Below are 21,913 nucleotides of genomic sequence, written 5' to 3'. Positions count from 1 at the left end.
TATCCTTTTTCTTTATAGCATTGCCTTCCGTCACCAGCCGCTTTCCATTGCGGAGGACACGGCCACACCGGCCGCCATTCCGGCCAGGGCAGGTACGATCCAGCCCAGTCCGGCCCCATAACCAGGCAGGAAGGTGGTTGCCTGGCTCAGGAACGGTATGACCACCTTGCTCTGCTCCAGCGCATAAACCACACTGACGATCCCTGTGAACAATATACTGCATGGAAACATGGCCGGCCATCTTTTTGTCAGAGGATCCATAAATGCCAGCACAATGAGCACAATGGCCACGGGATAAATGGCGCTGAGCACAGGAACCGAAACCGCCAGGATCCGGTTCAGACCCGCGCTGGAGATCACCAGGCTGATGACCGCAAACACAGCCACCCACATTTTGTATCCGATCAGTGGAATGATGGTGGTAAAATACTGGCTGCAGCAGCTGAGCAGTCCCACACAGGTGTTAAAGCAGGCAATGAGGAAGATCATTCCCAATATCATCATCCCCGCTTGTCCAAACAGGCTTCCCGCAACATAGGTAAGGATCCTGGCTCCATTTTCCGTATCAGCCGTAACAGTGCCTGCCGGCGCCCCGATATGGGCCAGGGCTCCGTAGATGAGGGCCAGCAGTATTCCTGCGATCACCCCCGCCTTGATGGTCTCCCGCACAATGGCGCCCTCCTGCTCCACCCCCTTTGCCCGGATATTCAGGGCAATGACAATTCCGAAATTAAGGGCGGCAATGGTATCCATGGTCTGATATCCCTCCAGAAATCCCTTAATCACAGGTCCTGATGAAAAAGACTGGGACGGCGTCCCGTAAGGTCCCATGGGCCATACCAGGCACCCGGTAAATATGACGCCGATCAGGACCAAAAGCGCCGGGCACAAAACCTTTCCCAGCCGGTCTGTCAGCTTCTCGGGCCTGAAAGCCACTATCATGGCCACAATAAAAAACAGGGCCGAATAGGCAAACTGTGAAAGTGTCTGGAGGGTAAACCCGGTTTGGCCCACCACGCCTTGCATATTCAGATTCATGCCGGTGAGGGCAGGGAGCACCGTCATCTCAAAGGAGGTGCTGGCAGTCCTTGGTATGGCCAGGCATGGTCCGATGGAAAGATATATCAGCAGCGTAAACAGAAAGGCAAACCAGGGATGCACCCTTCCTGCCAGATTGGTCAGTCCACCGGACAGCGCAACTGCCGCCACCCCCATCACAGGGAGGCCCACCGCGCTGATCAGGAATCCTCCCATGGCCTGCCATGTAAGGCTGCCTGCCTGAGCGCCCAGAAAAGGCGGGAAGATCAAATTTCCCGCGCCAAAAAACATGGAAAATAATGTAAATCCAACAAGCAGCAGATTGTGCTTTGATAGTTTCTGTCTCATATGTATATATCCCCGCTCAGTACAAAATAAGAGATAAGAGTTTATCCCCCGATTTCTCTTATCTCTTTCTTTGATAATGATATCACAAAAGTCCCCATGTTTCAACATTAACCGGGGAATGCGCCTTCCCGGCGCCTCTGGTTCCTACTCTTTGAAATAGTCATATATATACTGAAACAATACCCTTTCCGGCCGGTTCTGTATCAGATTTTTTCTGAGCACCAGCACATTGTACCGGTAAAGTTTGGGATCCAATGAATAGTAAGCTACATTTTCCCGGTCGCTGACGCAGGAGCTGGCAATAAAAGTAACCCCTATACCCTTTGCCACCATGGCCCGTGTGGCAATGATGCTGTTGGTCTCACACATGGTGCTGGGCTGAAAGTCACAGGCTGTAAAGATCCGGTCCGCCAGCACCCGCAGGGTAGAACCCTTCTTGGAAAGCATGAAATTGTCTTTACCGAACTCTCTCACCAGTTCCTCCTGGGTCATGGCACTGTCCTGATTGCGCTTCCTGTACTCATGGGATGCCGGTATGGCGAAAAGCACTTCCTCCTCCCGCAATACGGAAACCTGCTCCCTGGAAAAGGCATCCGTACCATTAAGGGCCATAATGGCGCAGTCGATCCCCTCATCCAGCAGCATCCTTGTAAGGGCGGGCACATTGGATTCCGAGATCTCAATGGTCACCTGGGGAAACTCCTTTTTGTACGCGGGTATGATCTCCGTCAGCATCCTCAGGCCAAACTGGGACGTGACCCCAATGGTGATATGGCTTTTATTGTTCAGGCTGCGTATGTCCTGATAAAGGTCCTTCTGGATCCGTATCACCTTCCTGGCAGCCTCCACATACAGTTCCCCTGCCGGGGTCAGCAAAAGCTCCCCTTTTGCCCGTATGAACAGAGGATCCCCGATCTCCTGCTCCAGCCTGGACAAATACTGGCTCAAGGAGGACTGGGACACATACAGTTCCTCCGCAGCCTTTGTCATGTTTTTTCTTCTTGCAATGGTTAAAATATAGTTTAAATATTTTGTATCCAATATAATCCCCCCGTGTGCATATGGGCAGACCCGCTGCGGACCTGTCTTTGCAGGCCTGTTTTTATTCACATTCACCATTAGTAAAAGTGATTGCCCCGATTATTTTTACATATTGGCCTGATTTTCCTAACTGTATTATAATAAAAACAGTCAAAAAAGCAAGGCATTTGTATATAGGAGGAAATAAAACATGTCAGCAAACACACCTATTGTCACTGAGATGCAGGTAATTCCTGTAGCAGGTTACGACAGCATGGAAATGACACTCAGCGGAGCCCATGCTCCCTATTTTACACGGAATCTGGTCATTATAAAGGACAGCTCCGGCCATACAGGCATTGGAGAGATCCACGGAGGGGATTATACATATGAATGCCTTACCAGCTGTATTCCCCTGGTCGTGGGACAGGAAGTAGGCAAATACCGTTCCATTCTGGGATGTATCCACAGAGGCGGCAAACAGGCTGCGGGTGATGACGGGGAAGGCATTCAGACCCTGGACATCAGCAAACTGAAGTTTGTGGTAAAGGCAGAATGGGCCATTGAATGCGCCCTCTTGGATCTTCTCGGACAGCACCTGGGCATTCCTGTGTGCGAACTTCTGGCAGAGGGAAAGCAGCGGGATCAGGTGGAAGTACTTGGTTATCTGTTCTATGTATCGGATAAGAACAAAACCGACCTTCCCTACCTGGATGAATCCCAGAGCCGTGATCCATGGTTCAGGATGAGACGCCAGGAAATGATCAGCCATGAACAGATCGTGGAACAGGCCTGCTGCCTTCAGGACAAATACGGCTACCGCAACTTCAAGCTCAAGGGCGGCGTTTTCTCAGGGGATTACGAAATGGACACGGTAAGGGCTCTCAAAAAGCAGTTTCCCCAGGGCCGCATCAACATAGACCCCAACGGCGCATGGAGTCTGGAGGAAGCCATCCGCCTGTGCCGGGGCATGGGCAGCATCCTGTCCTATATTGAGGATCCCTGCGGCCCCGAGGCAGGATTCTCCAGCCGTGAGATCATGGCGGAATTCAAAAATGCCACCGGACTTTTGGTTGCCACCAACATGATTGCCACAAACTGGAGGCAGTTCTACCATGCCGCTGCCTTAAAAGCAGTGGACATTGTTCTGGCGGACCCGCATTTCTGGGGTCTGGAGGGAAGCCTGCGCATGGCCGCGCTCCTCAATGACTGGGGACTTACCTGGGGCAGCCATTCCAATAACCACTTTGACATAACCCTTACCACCTTCGCCCATGTGGCCGCAGCTGCCCCGGGCAGTCCCACGGCCCTGGATACCCACTGGATCTGGCAGGACGGCCAGAACCTGTTAAAGGATACCCCGGTCATAAAGAACGGTTACCTGGAAGTTCCGGACCGTCCCGGACTTGGTGTCACACTGGACATGGATCAGGTAATGGAGGCCAACAAGCTTTACAACCGTATGCCCAGCCATGACAGGGATGACGCCATGGCCATGCAGTACCTGATCCCGGGATGGATCTATGATTCCAAAAAGCCATGTCTTGTGAGATAGGAAACGCTATAAATAAAGGGAGGGAATAAAACGTGAGTTATACAGCCATCGTGGGCTTTGGGATGATGATACTCATCACCACACTGCTCCTGAAAAAGAAAGTAAGCACCCTGTTTGCATTTACCATCATTCCCATAATCGGGGCCCTGCTGGTGGGTGCCAGCATTACGGAAGTATGTGATTATATTAATGTGGGACTTGGGAAGACCAGGGATCTGATGTTCATCATATTCTTCTCACTGCCCTATTTCTCAGTCATGTCGGAAGCAGGACTTTTTGATATCATGGTGGAGTTCCTGCTAAAGCACACAAAACTGAGTGTCACGGTGATCTGCATCATCACCGTGCTGGTATCTCTGATCACGGAAATAGACGGAAGCGTCACCTCCACCTATCTGGTGACCATACCCATGATGCTTCCTCTGTACAAAAAGTTAAAAATCGATCCAAAAGTACTGCTGCTTTTATGTTCCGCAACCATGTGCGCCCTGTTCGTAACGCCCTGGAACGGCCGTACCCTGAGGGCAGCCACTCTGCTGGAGGGCATTGAAAATCCCCAGAACTACATTTTCTCAAAGATGCTGCCCATGATGCTCATCTATATTGTACTGTGTGTCTGCCTTGCTGTCATCCTGGCCAGAATCCAGATGAAAAAAGGAGCCGGCCAGATGGATGAACAGGTGGACACGGCTGTAACCATGGAGTCCTCAGAGCTTAAACGCCCCAGGCTGTTCTGGTTCAACTTGATCTGGACCATACTGCTGATCATCGGTCTGAGCGCGGTTCCCTGCCCTGACTATTTTGTATTTGCCATCGGACTGATCGTGGCTCTGTGCGTCAACTACCCTGACCTGAAACTTCAGGGCAGCCTGTTAAAGAAATATTCCCAGGAAATGTACTCCACTGCATGCGCCGTGTTCCTGTCCGGCGTGGTGGTAGGCGTCCTTTCCGAGAGCGGTATGATGGATGCCATGGTGGATTTCCTGATCCGCATCATCCCGGGTGCCATGGGTCCATGGGTCTACCTGATCATCGCCCTGTTCAGCACTCCGCTCATGCTTATCTTTACCAATGATATCTGGCAATACGCCCTGGTGCCCATTGTAGCCGGCGTCAGCAGCAAATTCGGCATTCCCGGCGAGGTGGTCATCCTGACCCTTCTCATGAACATGGGCGCCATGGTTTCCCCTGTGGCCCAGCCCCAGATATACCTGGCCTGTGATCTGGCCGATGGCACGGAACTGGCCGATTACGTTAAATTCTCATTCGTGCCCCTGTGGATTCTCTCCGTGCTGTGGGTTGTCATAGGGTACTGCATCGGGATCTTCCGTTAGAGGATCCAGCTCTGTAAAGGATCCACCCCTCGGTCTCATGTTAACGGAAAATGACAAAACACCTGTCTCTCCCCAACCATAGTCCCCTCCGGAACCTTCTGGCTGCATACCTCCTTTGCATAAGGACACCTGGTATGGAACCGGCAGCCCGAGGGGGGATTGACCGGACTTGGGATCTCCCCTGTAAGCAGCTCCTGCTCATCGCTCCTAAGCCTGGGATCGGCCTTGGGTATGGCGTTGAGAAGAAAACGCGTGTAGGGATGCAGTGGGTGGTTGTACAATTCATGTGTATCCCCCACCTCACAGACCATTCCCAGAAACATCACACACACTCTGTCGGAGATAAATTTTACCACCCCAAGGTCATGTGAGATGAACAGATACGTCAGCTGGTACTGTTCCTGCAGATCCTTTAGCAGGTTCAATACCTGTGACTGGATGGACACATCCAAAGCAGACACAGGCTCGTCACAGATGATCAGCCTTGGGTGAAGGGCGATCGCCCTGGCGATCCCGATCCTCTGCCTCTGTCCGCCTGAAAACTGGTGGGGGTAACGGTTGATGAATTCCCTGGGAATCCCCACCTCATCCATCAGCGCCTGGACCTGGCTCTCTACCTCTGCCCTGTTTTTTGCCAGACCGTAAGTGGTCAGGGGCTCGGAAATGATCTCTTTTACATTCATTCTTGGATTCAGGGATGCATAGGGATCCTGGAAAATGATCTGCATCTGCCGCCTGATCCCGGCAAATTCCTTATCCTTCATCCCCATAATATCCATTCCGTCAAATTCTATGGTGCCTGACGTGGCATCCAAAAGCCTGATCAGGGTCCGGCCCAGGGTGCTCTTGCCGCATCCGGACTCCCCCACCAGGGCCAGTGTCTCTCCCTCATAGATCTTCAGGTTCACGCCGGAAACTGCGTGAACCACATTCTTTCCCTTTTTTCCGCCCTCCAGGGCAAATTCCTTTACAAGATCCCTGGCTTCCAGGAGTATTTTCTTATCTGCCATGTTCCGCCTCCCGACTGCCCTCCGCGCTTCTGTCATCATACAGGAAGCACCTCACCTTGTGGCTCATTCCGTTCTCATCCGTCCCCGTATCATACAGCTGCGGTTTTTCCTCCAGGCATCGTGCCGCCGCCTTTGTACATCTGTTGCAGAAATTACATCCCCGGGGCAGGTGCAGCATGTTGGGCACCACGCCTTCTATGGTATACAGGCGCTCCTCATTGCTGTCCAGCTTGGGAATAGACCTCAGCAGACCCTGGGTATAGGGATGCTTTGTGTTGGCAAACAGATCAAAGACCTCCGCCTGCTCCATCACTTTTCCCGCATACATTACATACACATAATCACAGACTTCCGCAACCACTCCCATATTATGGGTAATCAGGATAATGGAGGTTCCCTGCTCATCCCTCAGGCGCTTCATCAGCCGCAGGATCTGGGCCTCAATGGTCACATCCAGGGCAGTGGTCGGCTCATCAGCGATCATGACCTTGGGCTTGCAGACCATGGCCATGCCTATCATCACACGCTGGCGGAGGCCGCCGGAAAGCTGGTGCGGATAAGAATTGTACCGCTTCTCCGGCTCCGGGATCCCCACCTCCCTGAAGATCTCGATCACCTGCCTTTTTGCTTCCTCCCTGGACACCTTCTGGTGCAGGAGAATGGCTTCCTGTACCTGTCTTCCCACCTGGTACACGGGGTTTAAGGAGGTCATGGGTTCCTGGAAAATCATGGATATCTCATTTCCCCTTACACCTGCCCTTTCCTTTGGCCCGAGATGGGTGATATCCCTTCCGTCCAGGAGGATCCTGCCCCCCACCACCTTGCCGGGATGGCGCAAAAGCCCCATCACAGACATGGCTGTCATACTTTTTCCGCAGCCCGACTCTCCCACCAGACCAATGATCTTCCCGGCCGGCACCTCAATGGTCACATCATCCACCGCCGGTACGGTTCCCTTGGCAGTAAAGAAATAGGACTGCAGGTTCTCTATGGTCAATACATGTTCTTCCTTCATCCGCGGCCTCCTACTGTTCTTTCAAATACGGGTCAAGCACATCCCGAAGTCCATCCCCCAGGAAGTTAAACGCCATCACCACGATCATGATTGCCACGCTGGGCGCAATGGAAAGCCATGGTTCTGAAAACAGGTATTTCTTTCCCCTTACCACCGCAAGGCCCCAGCTGGCGGACGGCGGCTGAAGTCCCGCTCCCAGAAAGCTTAGGGAGGACTCTGTCAGGATAGCCGCCGGAATGTTCAGTGTAAACAGAACGATCAGGGAAGGCAGGCAGTTGGGAAGGATGTGCCGGAACATGATTTTCCATTTTTTTACTCCTATGGAGCGGGCCGCCTCCACATACTCCGCCTCCTTTAACGAAAGGGTCTGGGATCTGACGATCCGGGCCGTCCCTGCCCAGTTCACCAGGATCAGGGCCATAAAAATACTCACCAGTCCTCCGCCGATGGTATAGGTGATGACCATTGCAAGAAGCAGGGAAGGGAAAGCCAGCATCACATCCGCCAGGCGCATGATGGCAAAATCTGTCTTGCCACCGTAAAATCCTGCCAAAAGGCCCAGGATCGTCCCAATGGCCATAGAGATCACAGTGGGGACCAACCCTACCATCAGAGATACCCTTGCCCCATAGATGATCCGGCTGAACACATCCCTCCCCAGCTCATCCGTGCCCAGGATATGGGCTGCGCTGGGCGCCTGGAGCCTGTCGGTCAGGGTCTGCGCATATGGGTCGTACGGAGCTGCCAAAGGCGCAAATATGGCCGCCAGGGCAATGACCGCAATCACCACCGCTGCCAGGGCCGCCAGTTTATTTTGGCGCACCATGGTCCTTATCTGGTCCAGCAGTGTTTCCGACTCCCCAATCTGTGATTCCATATCTATGGAATTGATCGTTATTTTCTCCTCGCTCATCATGCACCCTCCCTGATTCTCGGATCCAGCACCGAATACAGCATATCCGCCACCAGGTTTCCTGCAATTACAAGAATTGTGGTAAAAATAACCGTGCCCTGCAAAAGCGGCATGTCCCTTGTCTCAATGGCATTGACTGCCAGACGTCCGATTCCCGGGATTCCGAACACGCTCTCGGTAAGCACTGCACCGGAAAGCATACTGGATACCTGGAGAGCCATCATGGTGACCACCGGCAGCATGGCGTTCTTAAGGGCGTGATGCACAATGACGCCCCACTCCCTCAGCCCCTTTGCCCTGGCCGTCCGTATGTAATCTCCCTGCATGGCCTCCACCAGGTTGGACCGGGTCATTCTTGCAATGCTTCCGGCTGAATTCCATCCCAGCACAATGGCGGGCAGCACCATACAGATAAGCGAATCATACCCGGACACGGGAAACAGCTTAAGCTTAAAGGCAAACACGTACTGAAGCACCAGGGCTGTCATAAATACAGGCATGGAAACACCCATCAGCGCACAGCCCATAAACAGACGGTCCAGAAGTTTATTCTGTTTGACCGCCGCCACGATACCGGCTGTGATCCCGATCACCCAGGCAACCACGGCCGCGCACACGGACAGCTTCACCGTATTAGGAAACGCTTCCAGGATGATCTTGGTCACATTGCGGTTCAGCCTATAGGAGGTTCCGAAATCCCCCTTAAGGGCATTGCCCACATACCGGAAAAACTGTATGTACAGGGGCTGGTCCAGACCCATCTCCCTGCTGACCTTATCGATAACAGCCTGGTTTACATGTTCCCCCAGCATGGTAGTCACAGGGTTGCCCGGAATGATCCTGAGCATAACGAATATGATCAGGACAACACCTATGAGGACCGGAATGGATATGACGATACGTTTTAAACATTTCTTCAGCACAGGATTACCCCCTTTTCGTAATGGGAGTACTCTCAGAAACCACCTTGCCATAAGGGACTGTGAAAATGCGCTGGAACAAAGAGGTTTCTGAGGGCACTCCGCATATCTGCCAAAGGTGCCGCAGTTCATGCGGCACCCCGGGCAGTCCCGGCTCCCACCGGAGCCGGGGCGTACTTACACTTATTCTTATTTTATTCAGTGATGGACAACGGATAAAAATCATTGTCGCTGAGACCATTCCAGGCAACCCTGAAATTCTGGACTCTCTTAGATACTGCAAAGACATGAAGTCTGGAGAACATGGGCACCCATGCCGCATCTTCGGAAATGATCTTCTCCTCCAGTGCATTGTATTCCTTCATACGCTCATCGTTATCCAGAATGGTCCTGGCCTTTGCCACACGGTCCATCACAGCAGTATCCGGATAATTCAGGGAACGGGCCGTGGTCTTTTCCCCATTGCCGAAAAAGGTGTAGATAAAGTTGTCGGGATCATTGTAATCCGCAGTCCATGTGGACATGAAGGAACCCAGCTCCCCTGACTTTCTGGTCTCCAGCCATGTGGATTCATCATAGTTCTTGATCTCAGCATTGATCCCCACCTGGGCCAGCTGCTCCTTGATGATCTCCAGGGCCATGGTCACGGTATCGGATGCAGACATGTCGGCTGCAATCTCCATGGTAAACCCATCCGGATATCCTGCCTCTGCCAAAAGGGCCTTTGCCCCCTCTGGATCATATTTGATCTCCGGCATGTTGGCGTTAAATCCAATGAGGCCGTGGGGGAAGATGCCGTTTTCCAGCTGGCCCCTGCCGCCCCACAGGGTATCCAGGATCACCTGACGGTCAATGGCCATCTGAACGGCTTTTCTTACCTGCAGGTTGTTAAATGGCTCCAGCTTCTGATTCATGGTGAAATAGGTGGTTCCCAGACGCGGGCCTGATACCAGCTGGTCCGGATAAGACTGCTGGAAGCGGTCGATCTGCTCTGTCACATAATCCATGTCCAGAAGATCCAGCTGGCCGCTCTCAAACATCATGGTCTGCGTCTCCGTATCAGGCACGATCTTGATCACAACGCCGGGAAGCTGGCTTGCACCCTGGAAATAGTCATCGTTCCTCACCAGTACAAGCTGGTCATTGTAGGTCCAGCTAGCAAACTTAAATGGACCGGTCCCCACTGTAAGGGCCGGGTCAAGGCCGAACTGGTCCCCCGCCTCCTCGGTGGCTTTCTCATTATAAATGGAAACAGCCGGGGTTGAGATACATGCCAGGAAACCGGAATAGGGCTCCTCCAATATCAGCTTGAAGGTATAATCGTCCACAAGCTCAAATCCCTCCAATTCAGTGGCTGTGCCCTCAAAAAGCGCGCCCGCCCCCTTGATCTGGTCCAGGAACTCAGAGTTGGTCCCTCCCTGCACTGTAAGCATACGCTCAAATGTATATTTGACATCGCTGGCCTTCAGTTCCTCTCCGTTGTGGAACTTGACGCCCTTTCTCAGATAAAAGGTATATTCCATGCCGTCATCGCTGATATCCCACTTCTCCGCCAGACATGGCTGGATGGAGGAAGTGCCGTCATCCGCCACCTTGATCTCACAAAGGCTGTCATAAATATTAATGGGGATCTGATAATCCTTGGATGTCTTCTGCATATCTGCTGTCTGGATATCCGCATTTAATGCCACATTAAGAAAACCTGTGGTATCAATGCTGGTATCCCCCACGCTGCCGGATGTCCCCTGGCCGTCTGCAGCGCTGCTCTCAGCCGGCGCGCCGGACTCCGCCTTGGATGCTTCCCCTCCCTTGCCGCTTCCGCAGCCGGACAGCGCCAGGCTGGCTGCCATCATCAGTGAAAGAACCAGGCTCAATTTTCTTTTCATAGATTCTCCTCCTTTTTGTTCGGCCTCATACACAAAAAGACGCAGTACACCTGTTTTCTGCGCCAATGCATCCTCATCCGAAAAATTAACTTTATGAAAGTAATGATACCATAGGCAAAATCTGTTTTCAATACTTTTAATTTTTTTCAAAAAACCATTGACATTTCTGTCCAACTCATATATACTAGTTTTTGCGCTGTTGAGGAAACAAAACAGCAGCATGCGTCAGTAGCTCAGCTGGATAGAGCATACGGCTACGGACCGTAGTGTCGGGAGTTCGAATCTTCTCTGGCGCATGAATAAAACCCCGCAGGTATGATATCTGCGGGGTTTTTGTATATATAAATTATATGTACAAATTATATGAATAAATTTAGGATAAAACCTCAGCTGTCCTCTGTCACCTTCAGCTTACTCTTAAGACTTGCCGCCATCTTAAGGTCAGGGAATCTGGACTGATAGATGGTGATGGCCTCATCTGCTTTTTTCTCATCCAGCATTTCCCTGCTCACAGTTTCATGGCTGTCCAAAAGATCCGCACTGCTTTTATATGGTCCTTACCCAGCATGAAGGAGAGGATCCACCCACACCCGGAAACCGTACGTTCAGCACTGTCGTCTTTGTCCTCATGAATTTTCATCCATAACAGCCCTTACCACTGACAGCATCTCAGGCGTTGCCTTTAGAATGCGCTGTTTCTTGGATATCCTGGCCGCCGCATCCTCAAAGCACATCCCATCCCTGCCCGTCATGGCATCCCGCAGCAGGATATAATAGAGCATCAGTCCTTTGCCGTCCAGGCCGGGCAGCCTGGATGTCAGTTCTTTTTCCACCCGGTCCTTCTGCTCATTCCCTCCAGGGAAAATGCGGTACAGGTACTCCTGTTCCTCCCGCTCCCTCTCTTCCCTGCTTTTAAACTCCATCCCAAATACGTTCATGACATCCTCCTGCCTTTTCTCCGTGTACTCTCGGAATCTCCTGGTACCAGTATAAAATCCGCAGCAGGGAACGTCAAGAAATTTCTCCCCGGTCCGTTCCTTTCTCCCCGGTCCGCTCCCTTTCTCCCCAGACCGCTCCTGACTCCCGGATTCACTCCTCCATTCCCGCCCCGGCCTCCGGGTCATTGAACACCTCCCGGTCAACCGCCCCGTCCTGGCTGGCCACAATGGTAGTGCACACCGCGTCCCCCGTAATATTCACCGCAGTCCGGCTCATATCCAGGATTCGGTCAATGCCCATGATCAGCGCAATAGCCTCCACAGGAAGCCCCACAGAGGCAAATACCATAGACAGGGTGATCAGTCCCACCCCGGGCACTCCGGCCGTGCCTATGGACGCCAGGGTGGCTGTGAGGATGACTGTAAGGTAATCAGCCATGGCCAGGTGAATGCCGAACGCCTGTGAGGCAAACACCACGGCCACGCCCTGCATAATGGCCGTGCCGTCCATATTAATGGTGGCTCCCAGAGGAATGGTAAAGGAGGATACCCGTTTGGCAACTCCCATTTTTCTGTGAAGCGTGTCAATGGACATGGGTATGGTGGCATTGGAGGTGGCTGTGGAAAAGGCAAATCCCATTACAGGCAGGAACTTTTTTAAGAATTTACCCGGACTAAGGCCTGTAAATACCCTTAGGATCACCATATAGACCACCAGGCACTGAATAGCCAGGGCGATCATGACTCCGGCCATATATTTGAGCAATGGCACAAAGGCATCAAAGCCAATGCCGGAAAAGGTCCTGGCCGTAAGGCAGAACACGCCGTAAGGGGCCAGCTTCATGACCATTACGGTCATCTGCATCATCACATCATTAAACTGGCTGAAAAAATTCCCCACAGTCTCCCCGCTCTCCCCCAGGCCTGCCAGGATCACACCAACGAACAGAGCAAACAGGATGATGGACAGCATGTCACCGCTTGCCAGGGCATGGAGGGGATTGGTGGGGATGATAGCAAGAAGGGTATCCGCCAGATTGGCGCGCTCCCCAATGGCCACGTCCGCTGTCTCAATGGAGGTCATGTCAAGCCCTTTGCCGGGATCGATCACATTGGCGGTCAGAATGGCCGCAGTGATGGCCAGGGCTGTTGTCACAAGATAGAATCCCAGTGTCTTTACCCCGATTCTCCCCAGCTTTTTTGTATCCCCCATGGCCATACTGCCGCACACCAGGGAGCAGAATACCAGTGGGACCACCAGCATCTGCATCAGGCGCAGGAAACCGTTTCCCACCACATAAAAAATACCGTCTATAACCACGCTGTCCCGGACCGGTCCGGCGGGGACCACATAATGAAGCAGAATCCCCGTGACAGCGCCCAGTATCAGCCCGATAAAAATAGCTGTTGTAAGACCTATTTTCCTCTTTTCTTTCATTTGACCAGCCGTCCCTCCCGCCTCTTTTTCCGGCGCTCCATAAACGCCTCCAGCATAACCTGCCATTCCGGCAGCTGCTCAATGCCCGATATGCGGAGCATCATGTTATCCAGAGCACTGTATGACGGCCTCATGGCGCTGAGCCTGTCCTCAGGCGAGTTTACCTCCACCACACGGGCACCGGTCCGAATACCGGTCTGGGTATCAAGTTCCAAAAGGCTTACCGCAGCCTTGGCAAACTCATAGCGGCTGCAGATCCCCCTGCCAGTCACATGGTAAAGGCCGTCTTCCCCGTGATACATCAGTTCCACGGCCTTTTCAGCCAGTTCCTTTGCCCCTGTGGGAGACGCGAACTGGTCCCCTGCCGCCTGTATGGTCTTGCCCCTCTGAGCCATATCCAGTATGGTCTCCAGATAGGGGCTTCCTTCCCCAAAGATCCATGAACTTCTGATAATGATATGGCGGCTGCAGAATTCCCTTACAAAATTTTCTCCCGCCAGCTTGGATTTTCCATACACGGTCAGAGGCGCCGGAGTGTCAAACTCCGTATAGGGGATCCGGCTGTTACCGTCAAACACATCATCTGTGGAAAACTGCACCAGCCTGGCCTTCCCCATCCTGGCCGCTATGCTCAGGTTCCTGGCTCCCAGGGCATTGACCTTAAAGGCCTCCTCTTTGTTCTGCCCGCATTGGCCCAGGTCCGTCATTCCCGCGCAGTTTACAATAAAATGGGGCCTGTTAATATTGGCATATTCCATCACATCCCTGGAAACCGTGATGTCCAGGTCATCCATATCTGTTAAAAGCAGTTCCACCGGCTGGGACTTTAAGATCTTCGTCATCTTTCTGCCCACCCGCCCGTTGGCCCCGCATATCCATATTTTCTGCATAACTGTTACCTCCATATCCTTTATCATGGAAATCCTTACCCATTATTATGTACAAAAGCGGGAAAAAAACGGCATCCGGGGAAAAATCCCTGAATGCCGGTTATAAAGCACTTTATTTTCTTTCATTATGGATTTCAAATTCGCTCTCTATCTCTTTAAGGATTCGGGCATAACGGCAGAATTCCTGCTCCAGCCACTCCTTGTTTTCCGGTTTCTTTTTATAGCACACCCGGTGCTCCATGCTGGCCCAGAAATCCATGGCCATGGTCCGAAACTGCACCTCCACCGGAAAATACTCCATGGTGTCCAGACAGTATACTGGAATGCCCAGGACCAGATGGTAACTCCGATAACCATTAGGCTTTGGAACCCGTATATAATCCTTTTCCTTGATCAGGACCAGATCGGTCTGTCGTTTGAGGATATGCACCATGTTATAAATGTCATTTACAAAATAGCAGATAACGCGGATTCCCGCAATATCCTGGAGTTCATTCCTGGCATTGTTCATACTGTCCGTAAACCCCAAACGCCTGAGTTTTTCCTCAATGCTCCGCTTTTCCTTGATCCGGCTCTGGATGTTGTGTATGGGGCCGGAAACGGACCGTTCCTTATACAGGGTGTGGTTTAACACCTCCATGCGGGTGTTCAGAACGCGCCTGGCATCCTCATAAGGCTTGATAAAATCGTAATACTGCTCATTTGTCATCCTGCGGACCCTACCTCCCTGTTTCTCTCAAGATTTCCACATTTAACCAGCATACCTGGAATTTGTGAGTATTCTGTGATGGCTTTCTGTATAATCCATAAAATTTATATTCCTTTCTTCTCGGCGGAACAAATTTTTAGAAACAAAAAAGCAGACATACCTTTACCGGTACATCTGCTGGTCAGGGCAGAACAGCTGCCCTGTCAATTATGTTAACTGGGCCGGCGGGATTCGAACCCTCGAGTGCAGGAGTCAAAGTCCTGTGCCTTACCGCTTGGCGACGGCCCAAAAATCTCAGATAAAATATCCAGATAAAAAAAAATTCCCATAAGGGAAAGGTGAGTAGAGGGATTCGAACCCTCGGCCTCCAGAGCCACAATCTGGCGCGATAACCAACTTCGCCATACCCACCATACATAATTATTCAATTCAGAGCTTGCGCTCAATGAGCCTGAAGGGATTCGAACCCCCGACCCACGGCTTAGAAGGCCGTTGCTCTATCCAACTGAGCTACAGACTCACACTCGCTGACAACTTACCATGATGTCACACTTTGTCCGTCTACCGTTGTCAACGAGAGATAGTTTACCATAGGTTTCTGAAGATTGCAAGCACTTTTTTATATTTTTTTTGAAGACCCTTTTTGAACCTCTTTAAAGAGAACTGCTAAAGCATCTTCCGGCATTTCTTATAAGGCGCATGGAGTCCCTCTACACGGCTCCTTCCATCATAGCCGACACATCCACGATTCCCTCTCTGCCCGCCTGGATCACCTGGCCCGGAAGCTGCTCAAAGGGAACATTTTCCCGCATGAACATGGCCTGGACAATGGATGCCATGTTTGCTCCCGCCACCACCTTGAGATTTTTTCCAACCGGTTCCGCCAGCAGCTGCACCGCCACATTAAAGGGCGATCCGCCCAGGATATCGGTCATAAGAAGCACATCATCCGATTCCAGGTCACGAATCGCCTGCACCATATGGGACTTCAGTTCCTCTATGCCCTCCCCTTTTACAAAATTAACCACCTGTACCTGTTCCGGTACACCGGCCACCAGCTCGATGGCGCTCATCACTCCCTGCGCATACTGCCCGTGGCCTGTCACTACAAGTCCTGTCACTTAAGCTCCTCCTGGTTTCTATTGTTTACTCCCCTTTTTAAGACAGCTGCCCTGAGGGCGGCCGGCTATGCGTAGAACCCGCTCATATACCCAATACCGGTCAGTATGGCTGCCAGGACCAGTATCAGCCCCATCAGCTTAAGGGGCGACCACTTTTTCTTGGCGTACAGCCAGTATACGCCCAGGGTCAGCCCCAAAGGCACCAGCCTTGGGAAAATGTTGTTGATTGTGGCGTCTGCGTTAAATATCACCTGTCCTGCCAGCACCTCCCCGGTAGCCGCGTCAAATACATCCTTTACAATCTGGAACGGGATGGAGCAGCTGACAAAGGACGCGGTCAGGGCGCCTACTACCAAAAGTCCCATGAAATTCATGGAGTTGGTGAGAATATCCATTTTACCGGTTGCCATAAATCCGGACATGCCCTCCAGACCTGACTTGTACCCAAAGTAAAACAATTTCCTGGACAGGATGCAGGTCAGGACCGGATAAGCCAGCAGATAGATGACAGCCCCCACCAATGCCATGGAACTGTCAAGCCCCTGTGAAATGGACATGCATATGGTCAGGAGAATGGGGATAATGGTGGCCACCCAAAGTGAATCGCCAATGGCGGATGTGGGGCCTATCAGAGCCACCTTTACGGTGTTGATCACATCCGGCGTGCACTGTCCATTGGCATTGGCTTCCTCCATGCCGCATACAATGCCGTTGCAGATGGATCCCACCTGTGCCTCTGTGTTAAAGAGGGTCACGTGGCGTTTCAAAGCCTGGGCCTTTTCCTCCTTGGTGTCATACAGTTCCTCCACAACAGGAGCCATGGACTGGCCAAAGGCCATGCCCAGCATACTCTCCGCCTGCTGGGAGCAGCCGTTCCAGAAAAACCAGTTCCAGAATGATTGATCCAATGTTTTTTTGCTTAACTGCCTGCTCATGCCCTTGCCTCCTTTTGCTCAATCTGAAACACATAGTAGATCACTGCCAGCAGGGTTGCGATCACAGCCACCGCCATGGTGTTTAAGTTAAAATAAGTTACAAGTACAAAGCCCAGCAGGAAAATGCATATCTGCCACTGCTTTTTTAACAGGAACGAGATGATGATCCCCATTCCAAGAGCCGCCATCATGCCGCCAAAGGTGCTGAGCAGGGTTGTGAGCCAGCCCGGTATCATGGACGCAAAATCCGCCTGCGCCGATGCGGCTGTCATGGTGGTCAGAAGGATCACTGCCGGAATAAAACGGCAGGCCAGACCGATCAGCTGCCCGCATACGACATTGGGAATATACATCTTTCCGGTCTCACCAGCCTCTGCGTACTTGTTGGCAAGGCGGTTTAAAGGCAGGTTCAGGGCATAGGACAGGTTCCATACCATCTGTCCCACCAGTCCGCCGATTCCCGCAAACACCACGGCCAGGCCGATGACCTGTGTGCTTTCCATGCCGGTTCCAAATACCAGGGCGCCGGCCGTACCAATGTAGGTGGCATAGGACAAGTCCCAGGCCACGGCGCCGCCGGGAGTCACATTGCCCATGTACATGATCTGCAGGGCAATGCCCACGATCATGGCTGTCTGCAGATCCCCCATGATCACGCCCACCACAAAGGAAGCCACCAGGGGTCTTCCCAGGGTGTACCACCCTATGGTATTTCCCACAATGGAGCCAATGGAACCCAGATACACAAACAGTGAAATCGCTATAATCTGTATGACACTCATTTCTTCCCCTCCTATACGCTAAATTGTTTTCTTAAACGCTTCCCACGTGGTCCTGGCTGAAGTTGGCAGCTGATGGAAAAATACATCCAGTCCGCCAGCAGCAAATCCATCCAGGATCTCCACATCCCGGTCACTGAGATAAAAGATTCCCGTGGCTCCGTCCAGTTTGTGCCTGGAGTCCTCCTTTTTAGCCAGGTTTCCCAGCATAACCGCCTTGGCTCCTGCGATCTCCTCCTTCAGCGCGGTCAGGACTTCAGGCTGTTTTACGATCATCAGCCGGTTGCCGCTTCCCGGTTTTTTCAATATCTCCCTGGCTTCTTCTGTTGTAACAATATGCGTTTTGTACGTGCCCGGAACCCCCATGGTCATAATGGTCTTAAGCATGGGATTCTTGGCGCTCACATCATCCACCGCCACGATCTCCTTGATCTGCAGAGTGGGGCACCACGCCACGATGGTCTGTCCATGTATCAGCCTGTCGTCAATCCTTACATACAAATCTGCCATTGCAGTTCCTCCTTTCAGTCACGGCCGTGTGTACCATCCAAACATTTCCTCACAAATCCCTTATGAATCTCCAGGCGTTCCTTTGCCTCTTTTGCCGTTATCCCTGTCAGAATCATGACGATCGCTGCCTTGATCCCTCCATCCGCCAGTTCAAGGGCTGCCTGTGCTGTCTCCTCCGTGCAGCCGCAGGCCATGGACACGATCCGTTTGGCCCGCTCCACCAGTTTCAGGTTGGTGGCCCGCATATCCACCATAAGATTTCCATATACTTTCCCGATCCCCACCATGGCCGCGGTAGAGATCATGTTCAGGATCATTTTCTCAGCCGTACCCGCCTTCAGCCTGGTAGACCCTGTGAGGATCTCAGGACCGGCGTCCACCTCAATGGCGATATCCGAATAATCCGTAAGTTCTGCCGGCCGGTTGCAGGAAAGCCCCACGCAGCATGCGCCTGCTTCCCTTGCACATTCCAATGCGCCGATACAGTATGGGGTGCGCCCGGAAGCAGAAAGGGCCACCACCACATCCCGCTCATCCACCTTTAAATGCTCCAGGTCTTTTCTGCCCTCCTCTTTGGAATCCTCCACCCCCTCCTGGGCGTGGACAAAGGCTTTCTCACCTCCTGCCATGATCCCCACCACCTCGTCCGTGGTGGAAAATGTGGGCAGGCACTCCACCGCGTCCAGGATCCCCAGCCTTCCGCTGGTTCCGGCTCCGGCGTAGATCAGCCTCCCCCCCTTGTTCAGCGCACAGATGACCGCTTCCACGGTTTCCTGGATCTGCGGCAGCGCCTGTTTTACCGCCTCAATGACATTTTTATCCTCTTCATTCATCACGGTCAGGAGTTCCCCCACACTCATCAGGTCCAGGTCCAGTGTCCTGGGGTTCCTGCTCTCTGTCTTTAAACCGGATAATACTTCCTTATCTTTTCCCTTCAACCCTACCATAAGCGTTCCTCTATCTGGCTTGCATACATATAGCCCACTGTATTGCAGTCATTTCCTGATTCAATTCCCCTTACCTTGAGATTGGTGGTATAATAAGGAATATATGGGAAATCATTGATCTCCCCCTTAAATACCTGGTACTCCTTAAGGGCCCTGAACCACTGGTCCGTCTCCTCCTCACTGAGGCTGTAATATGCCTGGGGGATAAAGCCCTGGAGATCCTCAAAGGTCTCCCCGTACACAAGACGGATGGGGTTTCCTTTTTTCCTTAAATGCTTCACTGCCAATGTCACTGCGTCATGGGTATTGATATGTCTTGGATGCATGGAACCGCGCCAGTGCGTGATGACCAGTTCCACTTTCTCCTCCTCAAAATATTCTTCCAAGCGTCCGGCAAAGTCTTCCAGGGAGGGCATGCTGCTGGACACATATCCCAGCCAGATGGTATCCCCGCCCAGAGCCTTGGCCGCCCTCTGGTTTTGGTCCAGAAGCGACTTCAGATACGCCTGCTTTTCCTCTTCTGCCGCATTGGGATCCTCCAGCCTGCCCTGTGTCACATGAATCAGGGTGCAGCGGCTGCCCTGCTTTGCATATTTTATGACCAAAGGCCCTCCCAGCAGTTCAGCATCCAATGAATGGGCTCCAATACTCACCACGCGTTTTGCAATTTCCATATCCTGTTCCCTCCCCTATAGATTTTTCCGGTAATCTTTAAATGTCCTGAACACATGAACTCCATGGCGTTCATAGAACCTGCGCCCCGGTTCATCCGTGGATACAAAATACAGGTGATAGATCCCCCGCTTTTCCATCTCCAGCTGAGCCAGGTCAAAAAGGATGCTGCCAAGCCCCTGATTCCTCACACGCTCCGCTGTCCCAATGGGACCAAAGCGCATGGGATTCTCATCGATCATCCTGGTACAGAATCCGCATATTTGATCCTGCTGGTCCAGGACCAGCAGGATACAGTCCTCTGCCCGGTCATGCTGCATGGTCAGCAGGCAGTTGCGTTTCCATCCCCCGCCAAATTCATCCCGGGCAAAATTCAGCAGGTCCACCGCGTACTGGTAAGTGAACATCTTAAAACAAAAACCTGCCTCATTTGCCTTTTTTAACCGTTTCTTTGTCTCATCCGACAGGCGGTAGCCGTGCAGGTCTTTGCACATGGAGTAGCTGGTCTTTCCCTGTACATAGCCATGCTTTTCAAAAAATGAAGCGCCCCCAGGGTAATTCTCAGTATCCACACCCGGGAAAAAGTAACTGGGACTATAGGCTACCAGGGTGATGTTCTTTGCTCCCCTTGCCTTTAGATCCCCCTCAGCCCTCACAAGGAGTTCAGTGCCAATCCCTTTTCCCTGGTATTCCCCTGCCACAAACATCACATTGATCCATCCCCGCTCCGGCTCTGTGCCGCGTTCCAGATAAGGAAATTTACGTTTGGTGGCCAGCAGGAATCCCACTGTCTTTTCATCCTCCCTGGCCACATAGCACAGATCCGAATCAAAGTTGTCGTCCAACAGTGCCTGCCGGCGGAATTTATGTACGGTTATGGGGTCGGCGAAAAGCTCCTGGTTCCAGAGTTCCACCACCTGGGCTTCATATGCCTGGTTATAGGTTAAGAGTTCCATGATCGTCCTTCCTTCCTTAAAATATACGTAACTGTTCAGGACATCCGATGTGAAAATGAACTTATATAATGTCCTTTGTTATCACATTGCTTTTGAGCCTGGCAATATTTCTTTCGTAATTATTCTTCACATATGCGGTAAACAGGATATCGATGATATTCAGCTGGGATATCCTGGATGCGGTTGCCGCTGTCCTCACCAGCAGTTCCTTGGCAGACACATACAGTTTGCAGTCAGCCAGACGTGTCAGATCATTTTCCGCAAACCGGGTCACGGTGATAATGGGAACGTTTTGTTCCTTCAGCACCCTGGCGCAGGTCAGCATTTCCCTGGTAAGGCCTGAGTAGCTGAATATGACAGCCACATCCTCCTTTGTCAGGTTCCTGGCGCACACCAGCTGGGAATGCCAGTCATCATTGCAGATACAGGGCTTGTTAAGCCTGAGGAACTTAAGATACATATCCCTGGCTGCCAGCAGAGAGGATCCGATCCCAAACAGCCCTGCGGTCTTAGCCTTCTCAATGATGTCCACACAGTTCTGCAGTTCGTCCAGGTCCACTAATTTGCGAGTGTCCTCCAACGCCTGTATGCTTCTGTAAGTAACCTTATCCACAATGTCCTTCAGTCCGTCATCCCGGCTGATTTCCGTGCTGATGTCCTTACGCGCTTCACTGCGCAGTGCAAGCTCGTAATTCAGGGAACTGTTAAATTCCTTGTAGCCGCTGAATCCCAGCTTTTTGCACAGCCGGATGATCGTGGCCGCCGAGGTATAGGTCTTCTCAGCCAGAACATGGATGCTGAGTTTGGATGCTTCCTCCGGCTTTTCCAGCAGATACCGGACCAGGTCCTTCTCCGCTCCGTTGGCCTGTACCCTGTACTCCTGCAGTCTTACCAATACATTTTTCATCATATCCCGTCCTCACTTTTAATTATAAGAAATGAAACTAAATTGTCAATAAATCCATTGTATAACGAAACT

Annotated in this window: 22 protein-coding genes and 4 tRNA genes; 3 read left to right on the top strand and 23 right to left on the bottom strand. The window is 52.0% G+C overall.

Features of this window, described 5'->3' with window-relative positions; translation table 11 throughout:
* Positions 1 to 30: 30 nt before the first annotated feature.
* Both brnQ and ABID13_RS15870 read right to left on the bottom strand, forming a co-directional pair.
* Positions 31 to 1,386, bottom strand: a complete 1,356-nt coding sequence (gene brnQ, locus ABID13_RS15875) for a branched-chain amino acid transport system II carrier protein (RefSeq protein WP_048929712.1) — start codon at positions 1,384 to 1,386, stop codon at positions 31 to 33.
* Between the two features lie 144 nt (positions 1,387 to 1,530).
* Complete coding sequence (locus tag ABID13_RS15870; RefSeq protein WP_040415815.1) at positions 1,531 to 2,427, bottom strand: LysR family transcriptional regulator; 897 nt, start codon at positions 2,425 to 2,427, stop codon at positions 1,531 to 1,533.
* Positions 2,428 to 2,617: 190 nt separating this feature from the next.
* On the opposite strand from ABID13_RS15870, the gene ABID13_RS15865 reads away from it, so the two are divergent.
* Together ABID13_RS15865 and ABID13_RS15860 are read left to right on the top strand one after the other, a co-directional pair.
* Positions 2,618 to 3,961: an enolase C-terminal domain-like protein gene (locus ABID13_RS15865; RefSeq protein WP_048929711.1), complete on the top strand. Its 1,344-nt coding sequence runs from the start codon at positions 2,618 to 2,620 to the stop codon at positions 3,959 to 3,961.
* A gap of 32 nt (positions 3,962 to 3,993) precedes the next feature.
* Positions 3,994 to 5,295, top strand: a complete 1,302-nt coding sequence (locus ABID13_RS15860; protein WP_007861117.1) for an SLC13 family permease — start codon at positions 3,994 to 3,996, stop codon at positions 5,293 to 5,295.
* Between the two features lie 35 nt (positions 5,296 to 5,330).
* Here ABID13_RS15860 and ABID13_RS15855 read toward each other — a convergent pair whose 3' ends face one another.
* The 5 genes from ABID13_RS15855 to ABID13_RS15835 all read right to left on the bottom strand — a co-directional run bounded on the left by ABID13_RS15855 (position 5,331) and on the right by ABID13_RS15835 (position 11,039).
* Positions 5,331 to 6,305, bottom strand: coding sequence for an ABC transporter ATP-binding protein (locus ABID13_RS15855; protein WP_048929710.1), 975 nt, complete (start codon positions 6,303 to 6,305; stop codon positions 5,331 to 5,333).
* Positions 6,295 to 7,320 (bottom strand): ABC transporter ATP-binding protein, encoded by a 1,026-nt coding sequence (locus tag ABID13_RS15850; protein WP_007861127.1) that lies wholly within the window; start codon positions 7,318 to 7,320, stop codon positions 6,295 to 6,297. Before ABID13_RS15850 ends, ABID13_RS15855 begins: the two co-directional genes overlap by 11 nt.
* 10 nt (positions 7,321 to 7,330) lie before the next feature.
* The gene (locus ABID13_RS15845) at positions 7,331 to 8,233 is read right to left on the bottom strand and encodes an ABC transporter permease (RefSeq protein WP_007861129.1); all 903 of its coding nucleotides are present in this window, start codon (positions 8,231 to 8,233) and stop codon (positions 7,331 to 7,333) included.
* Entirely contained in the window at positions 8,233 to 9,156 is a 924-nt protein-coding gene (locus tag ABID13_RS15840; protein WP_007861131.1) for an ABC transporter permease, read from the bottom strand. The genes ABID13_RS15845 and ABID13_RS15840 overlap by 1 nt, the downstream gene beginning before the upstream one ends.
* A 191-nt stretch (positions 9,157 to 9,347) precedes the next feature.
* Positions 9,348 to 11,039, bottom strand: coding sequence for an ABC transporter substrate-binding protein (locus ABID13_RS15835; protein ID WP_048929894.1), 1,692 nt, complete (start codon positions 11,037 to 11,039; stop codon positions 9,348 to 9,350).
* Between the two features lie 222 nt (positions 11,040 to 11,261).
* Here ABID13_RS15835 and ABID13_RS15830 point away from each other — a divergent pair.
* A tRNA-Arg gene (locus ABID13_RS15830) sits at positions 11,262 to 11,335 on the top strand.
* Positions 11,336 to 11,425: 90 nt separating this feature from the next.
* Here ABID13_RS15830 and ABID13_RS15825 read toward each other — a convergent pair.
* From ABID13_RS15825 to ABID13_RS15750, 16 genes are all read right to left on the bottom strand, one after another.
* On the bottom strand, positions 11,426 to 11,569 hold the full coding sequence (locus ABID13_RS15825; RefSeq protein ID WP_156200059.1) for a hypothetical protein: 144 nt from the start codon (positions 11,567 to 11,569) through the stop codon (positions 11,426 to 11,428).
* A 96-nt stretch (positions 11,570 to 11,665) separates the two neighbouring features.
* Entirely contained in the window at positions 11,666 to 11,977 is a 312-nt protein-coding gene (locus ABID13_RS15820) for a hypothetical protein (protein WP_007861254.1), read from the bottom strand.
* Between the two features lie 151 nt (positions 11,978 to 12,128).
* Positions 12,129 to 13,415, bottom strand: a complete 1,287-nt coding sequence (locus ABID13_RS15815) for a dicarboxylate/amino acid:cation symporter (protein ID WP_007861260.1) — start codon at positions 13,413 to 13,415, stop codon at positions 12,129 to 12,131.
* On the bottom strand, positions 13,412 to 14,305 hold the full coding sequence (gene rfbD, locus ABID13_RS15810; protein WP_007861262.1) for a dTDP-4-dehydrorhamnose reductase: 894 nt from the start codon (positions 14,303 to 14,305) through the stop codon (positions 13,412 to 13,414). Before rfbD ends, ABID13_RS15815 begins: the two co-directional genes overlap by 4 nt.
* Positions 14,306 to 14,417: 112 nt before the next feature.
* Entirely contained in the window at positions 14,418 to 15,014 is a 597-nt protein-coding gene (locus tag ABID13_RS15805; protein ID WP_007861263.1) for a GTP pyrophosphokinase, read from the bottom strand.
* 216 nt (positions 15,015 to 15,230) lie between these two features.
* Positions 15,231 to 15,302 (bottom strand) — tRNA-Gln (locus ABID13_RS15800).
* Positions 15,303 to 15,350: 48 nt separating this feature from the next.
* A tRNA-His gene (locus ABID13_RS15795) sits at positions 15,351 to 15,426 on the bottom strand.
* A gap of 34 nt (positions 15,427 to 15,460) precedes the next feature.
* Positions 15,461 to 15,534 (bottom strand) — tRNA-Arg (locus ABID13_RS15790).
* A gap of 190 nt (positions 15,535 to 15,724) precedes the next feature.
* Complete coding sequence (locus ABID13_RS15785) at positions 15,725 to 16,135, bottom strand: PTS sugar transporter subunit IIA (protein WP_048929709.1); 411 nt, start codon at positions 16,133 to 16,135, stop codon at positions 15,725 to 15,727.
* A 65-nt stretch (positions 16,136 to 16,200) separates the two neighbouring features.
* Positions 16,201 to 17,070 carry a PTS system mannose/fructose/sorbose family transporter subunit IID gene (locus tag ABID13_RS15780; protein WP_048929708.1) on the bottom strand — a complete coding sequence of 290 codons (870 nt, stop codon included), beginning with the start codon at positions 17,068 to 17,070 and terminating at the stop codon, positions 16,201 to 16,203.
* On the bottom strand, positions 17,067 to 17,852 hold the full coding sequence (locus ABID13_RS15775; protein WP_007861270.1) for a PTS mannose/fructose/sorbose/N-acetylgalactosamine transporter subunit IIC: 786 nt from the start codon (positions 17,850 to 17,852) through the stop codon (positions 17,067 to 17,069). The genes ABID13_RS15780 and ABID13_RS15775 overlap by 4 nt, the downstream gene beginning before the upstream one ends.
* 18 nt (positions 17,853 to 17,870) lie before the next feature.
* Positions 17,871 to 18,359 carry a PTS sugar transporter subunit IIB gene (locus ABID13_RS15770; protein WP_045092779.1) on the bottom strand — a complete coding sequence of 163 codons (489 nt, stop codon included), beginning with the start codon at positions 18,357 to 18,359 and terminating at the stop codon, positions 17,871 to 17,873.
* Positions 18,360 to 18,373: 14 nt separating this feature from the next.
* A complete protein-coding gene (murQ, locus tag ABID13_RS15765; protein ID WP_007861272.1) occupies positions 18,374 to 19,306 on the bottom strand; it encodes an N-acetylmuramic acid 6-phosphate etherase in 933 nt (310 codons plus the stop codon).
* Positions 19,300 to 19,980 (bottom strand): PIG-L deacetylase family protein, encoded by a 681-nt coding sequence (locus ABID13_RS15760; protein ID WP_007861274.1) that lies wholly within the window; start codon positions 19,978 to 19,980, stop codon positions 19,300 to 19,302. The genes murQ and ABID13_RS15760 overlap by 7 nt, the downstream gene beginning before the upstream one ends.
* 15 nt (positions 19,981 to 19,995) lie before the next feature.
* Positions 19,996 to 20,934 (bottom strand): GNAT family N-acetyltransferase, encoded by a 939-nt coding sequence (locus ABID13_RS15755; RefSeq protein WP_048929707.1) that lies wholly within the window; start codon positions 20,932 to 20,934, stop codon positions 19,996 to 19,998.
* 61 nt (positions 20,935 to 20,995) lie between these two features.
* Positions 20,996 to 21,844, bottom strand: coding sequence for a MurR/RpiR family transcriptional regulator (locus ABID13_RS15750; protein WP_117450772.1), 849 nt, complete (start codon positions 21,842 to 21,844; stop codon positions 20,996 to 20,998).
* Positions 21,845 to 21,913: the final 69 nt, after the last annotated feature.

The organism is Enterocloster citroniae, from assembly GCF_040545455.1.
GTDB classification, from domain to species: domain Bacteria; phylum Bacillota; class Clostridia; order Lachnospirales; family Lachnospiraceae; genus Enterocloster; species Enterocloster citroniae.
Note: the sequence above shows the minus strand (reverse complement) of the source record. Positions and strands in the feature narration are given on the sequence as shown.

Bases quoted from the DNA above. Each gene is read 5' to 3' on its own strand.
- ABID13_RS15760 (WP_007861274.1), bottom strand. From the start codon at position 19,980: ATGGAAATTGCAAAACGCGTGGTGAGTATTGGAGCCCATTCATTGGAT.
- ABID13_RS15850 (WP_007861127.1), bottom strand. From the start codon at position 7,320: ATGAAGGAAGAACATGTATTGACCATAGAGAACCTGCAGTCCTATTTC.
- ABID13_RS15750 (WP_117450772.1), bottom strand. From the start codon at position 21,844: ATGATGAAAAATGTATTGGTAAGACTGCAGGAGTACAGGGTACAGGCC.
- ABID13_RS15775 (WP_007861270.1), bottom strand. From the start codon at position 17,852: ATGAGTGTCATACAGATTATAGCGATTTCACTGTTTGTGTATCTGGGT.
- ABID13_RS15855 (WP_048929710.1), bottom strand. From the start codon at position 6,305: ATGGCAGATAAGAAAATACTCCTGGAAGCCAGGGATCTTGTAAAGGAA.
- brnQ (WP_048929712.1), bottom strand. From the start codon at position 1,386: ATGAGACAGAAACTATCAAAGCACAATCTGCTGCTTGTTGGATTTACA.
- ABID13_RS15755 (WP_048929707.1), bottom strand. From the start codon at position 20,934: ATGGAACTCTTAACCTATAACCAGGCATATGAAGCCCAGGTGGTGGAA.
- ABID13_RS15805 (WP_007861263.1), bottom strand. From the start codon at position 15,014: ATGACAAATGAGCAGTATTACGATTTTATCAAGCCTTATGAGGATGCC.
- rfbD (WP_007861262.1), bottom strand. From the start codon at position 14,305: ATGCAGAAAATATGGATATGCGGGGCCAACGGGCGGGTGGGCAGAAAG.
- ABID13_RS15835 (WP_048929894.1), bottom strand. From the start codon at position 11,039: ATGAAAAGAAAATTGAGCCTGGTTCTTTCACTGATGATGGCAGCCAGC.
- ABID13_RS15770 (WP_045092779.1), bottom strand. From the start codon at position 18,359: ATGGCAGATTTGTATGTAAGGATTGACGACAGGCTGATACATGGACAG.
- ABID13_RS15780 (WP_048929708.1), bottom strand. From the start codon at position 17,070: ATGAGCAGGCAGTTAAGCAAAAAAACATTGGATCAATCATTCTGGAAC.
- ABID13_RS15865 (WP_048929711.1), top strand. From the start codon at position 2,618: ATGTCAGCAAACACACCTATTGTCACTGAGATGCAGGTAATTCCTGTA.
- ABID13_RS15815 (WP_007861260.1), bottom strand. From the start codon at position 13,415: ATGAAAGAAAAGAGGAAAATAGGTCTTACAACAGCTATTTTTATCGGG.
- ABID13_RS15845 (WP_007861129.1), bottom strand. From the start codon at position 8,233: ATGAGCGAGGAGAAAATAACGATCAATTCCATAGATATGGAATCACAG.
- murQ (WP_007861272.1), bottom strand. From the start codon at position 19,306: ATGGTAGGGTTGAAGGGAAAAGATAAGGAAGTATTATCCGGTTTAAAG.
- ABID13_RS15820 (WP_007861254.1), bottom strand. From the start codon at position 11,977: ATGAACGTATTTGGGATGGAGTTTAAAAGCAGGGAAGAGAGGGAGCGG.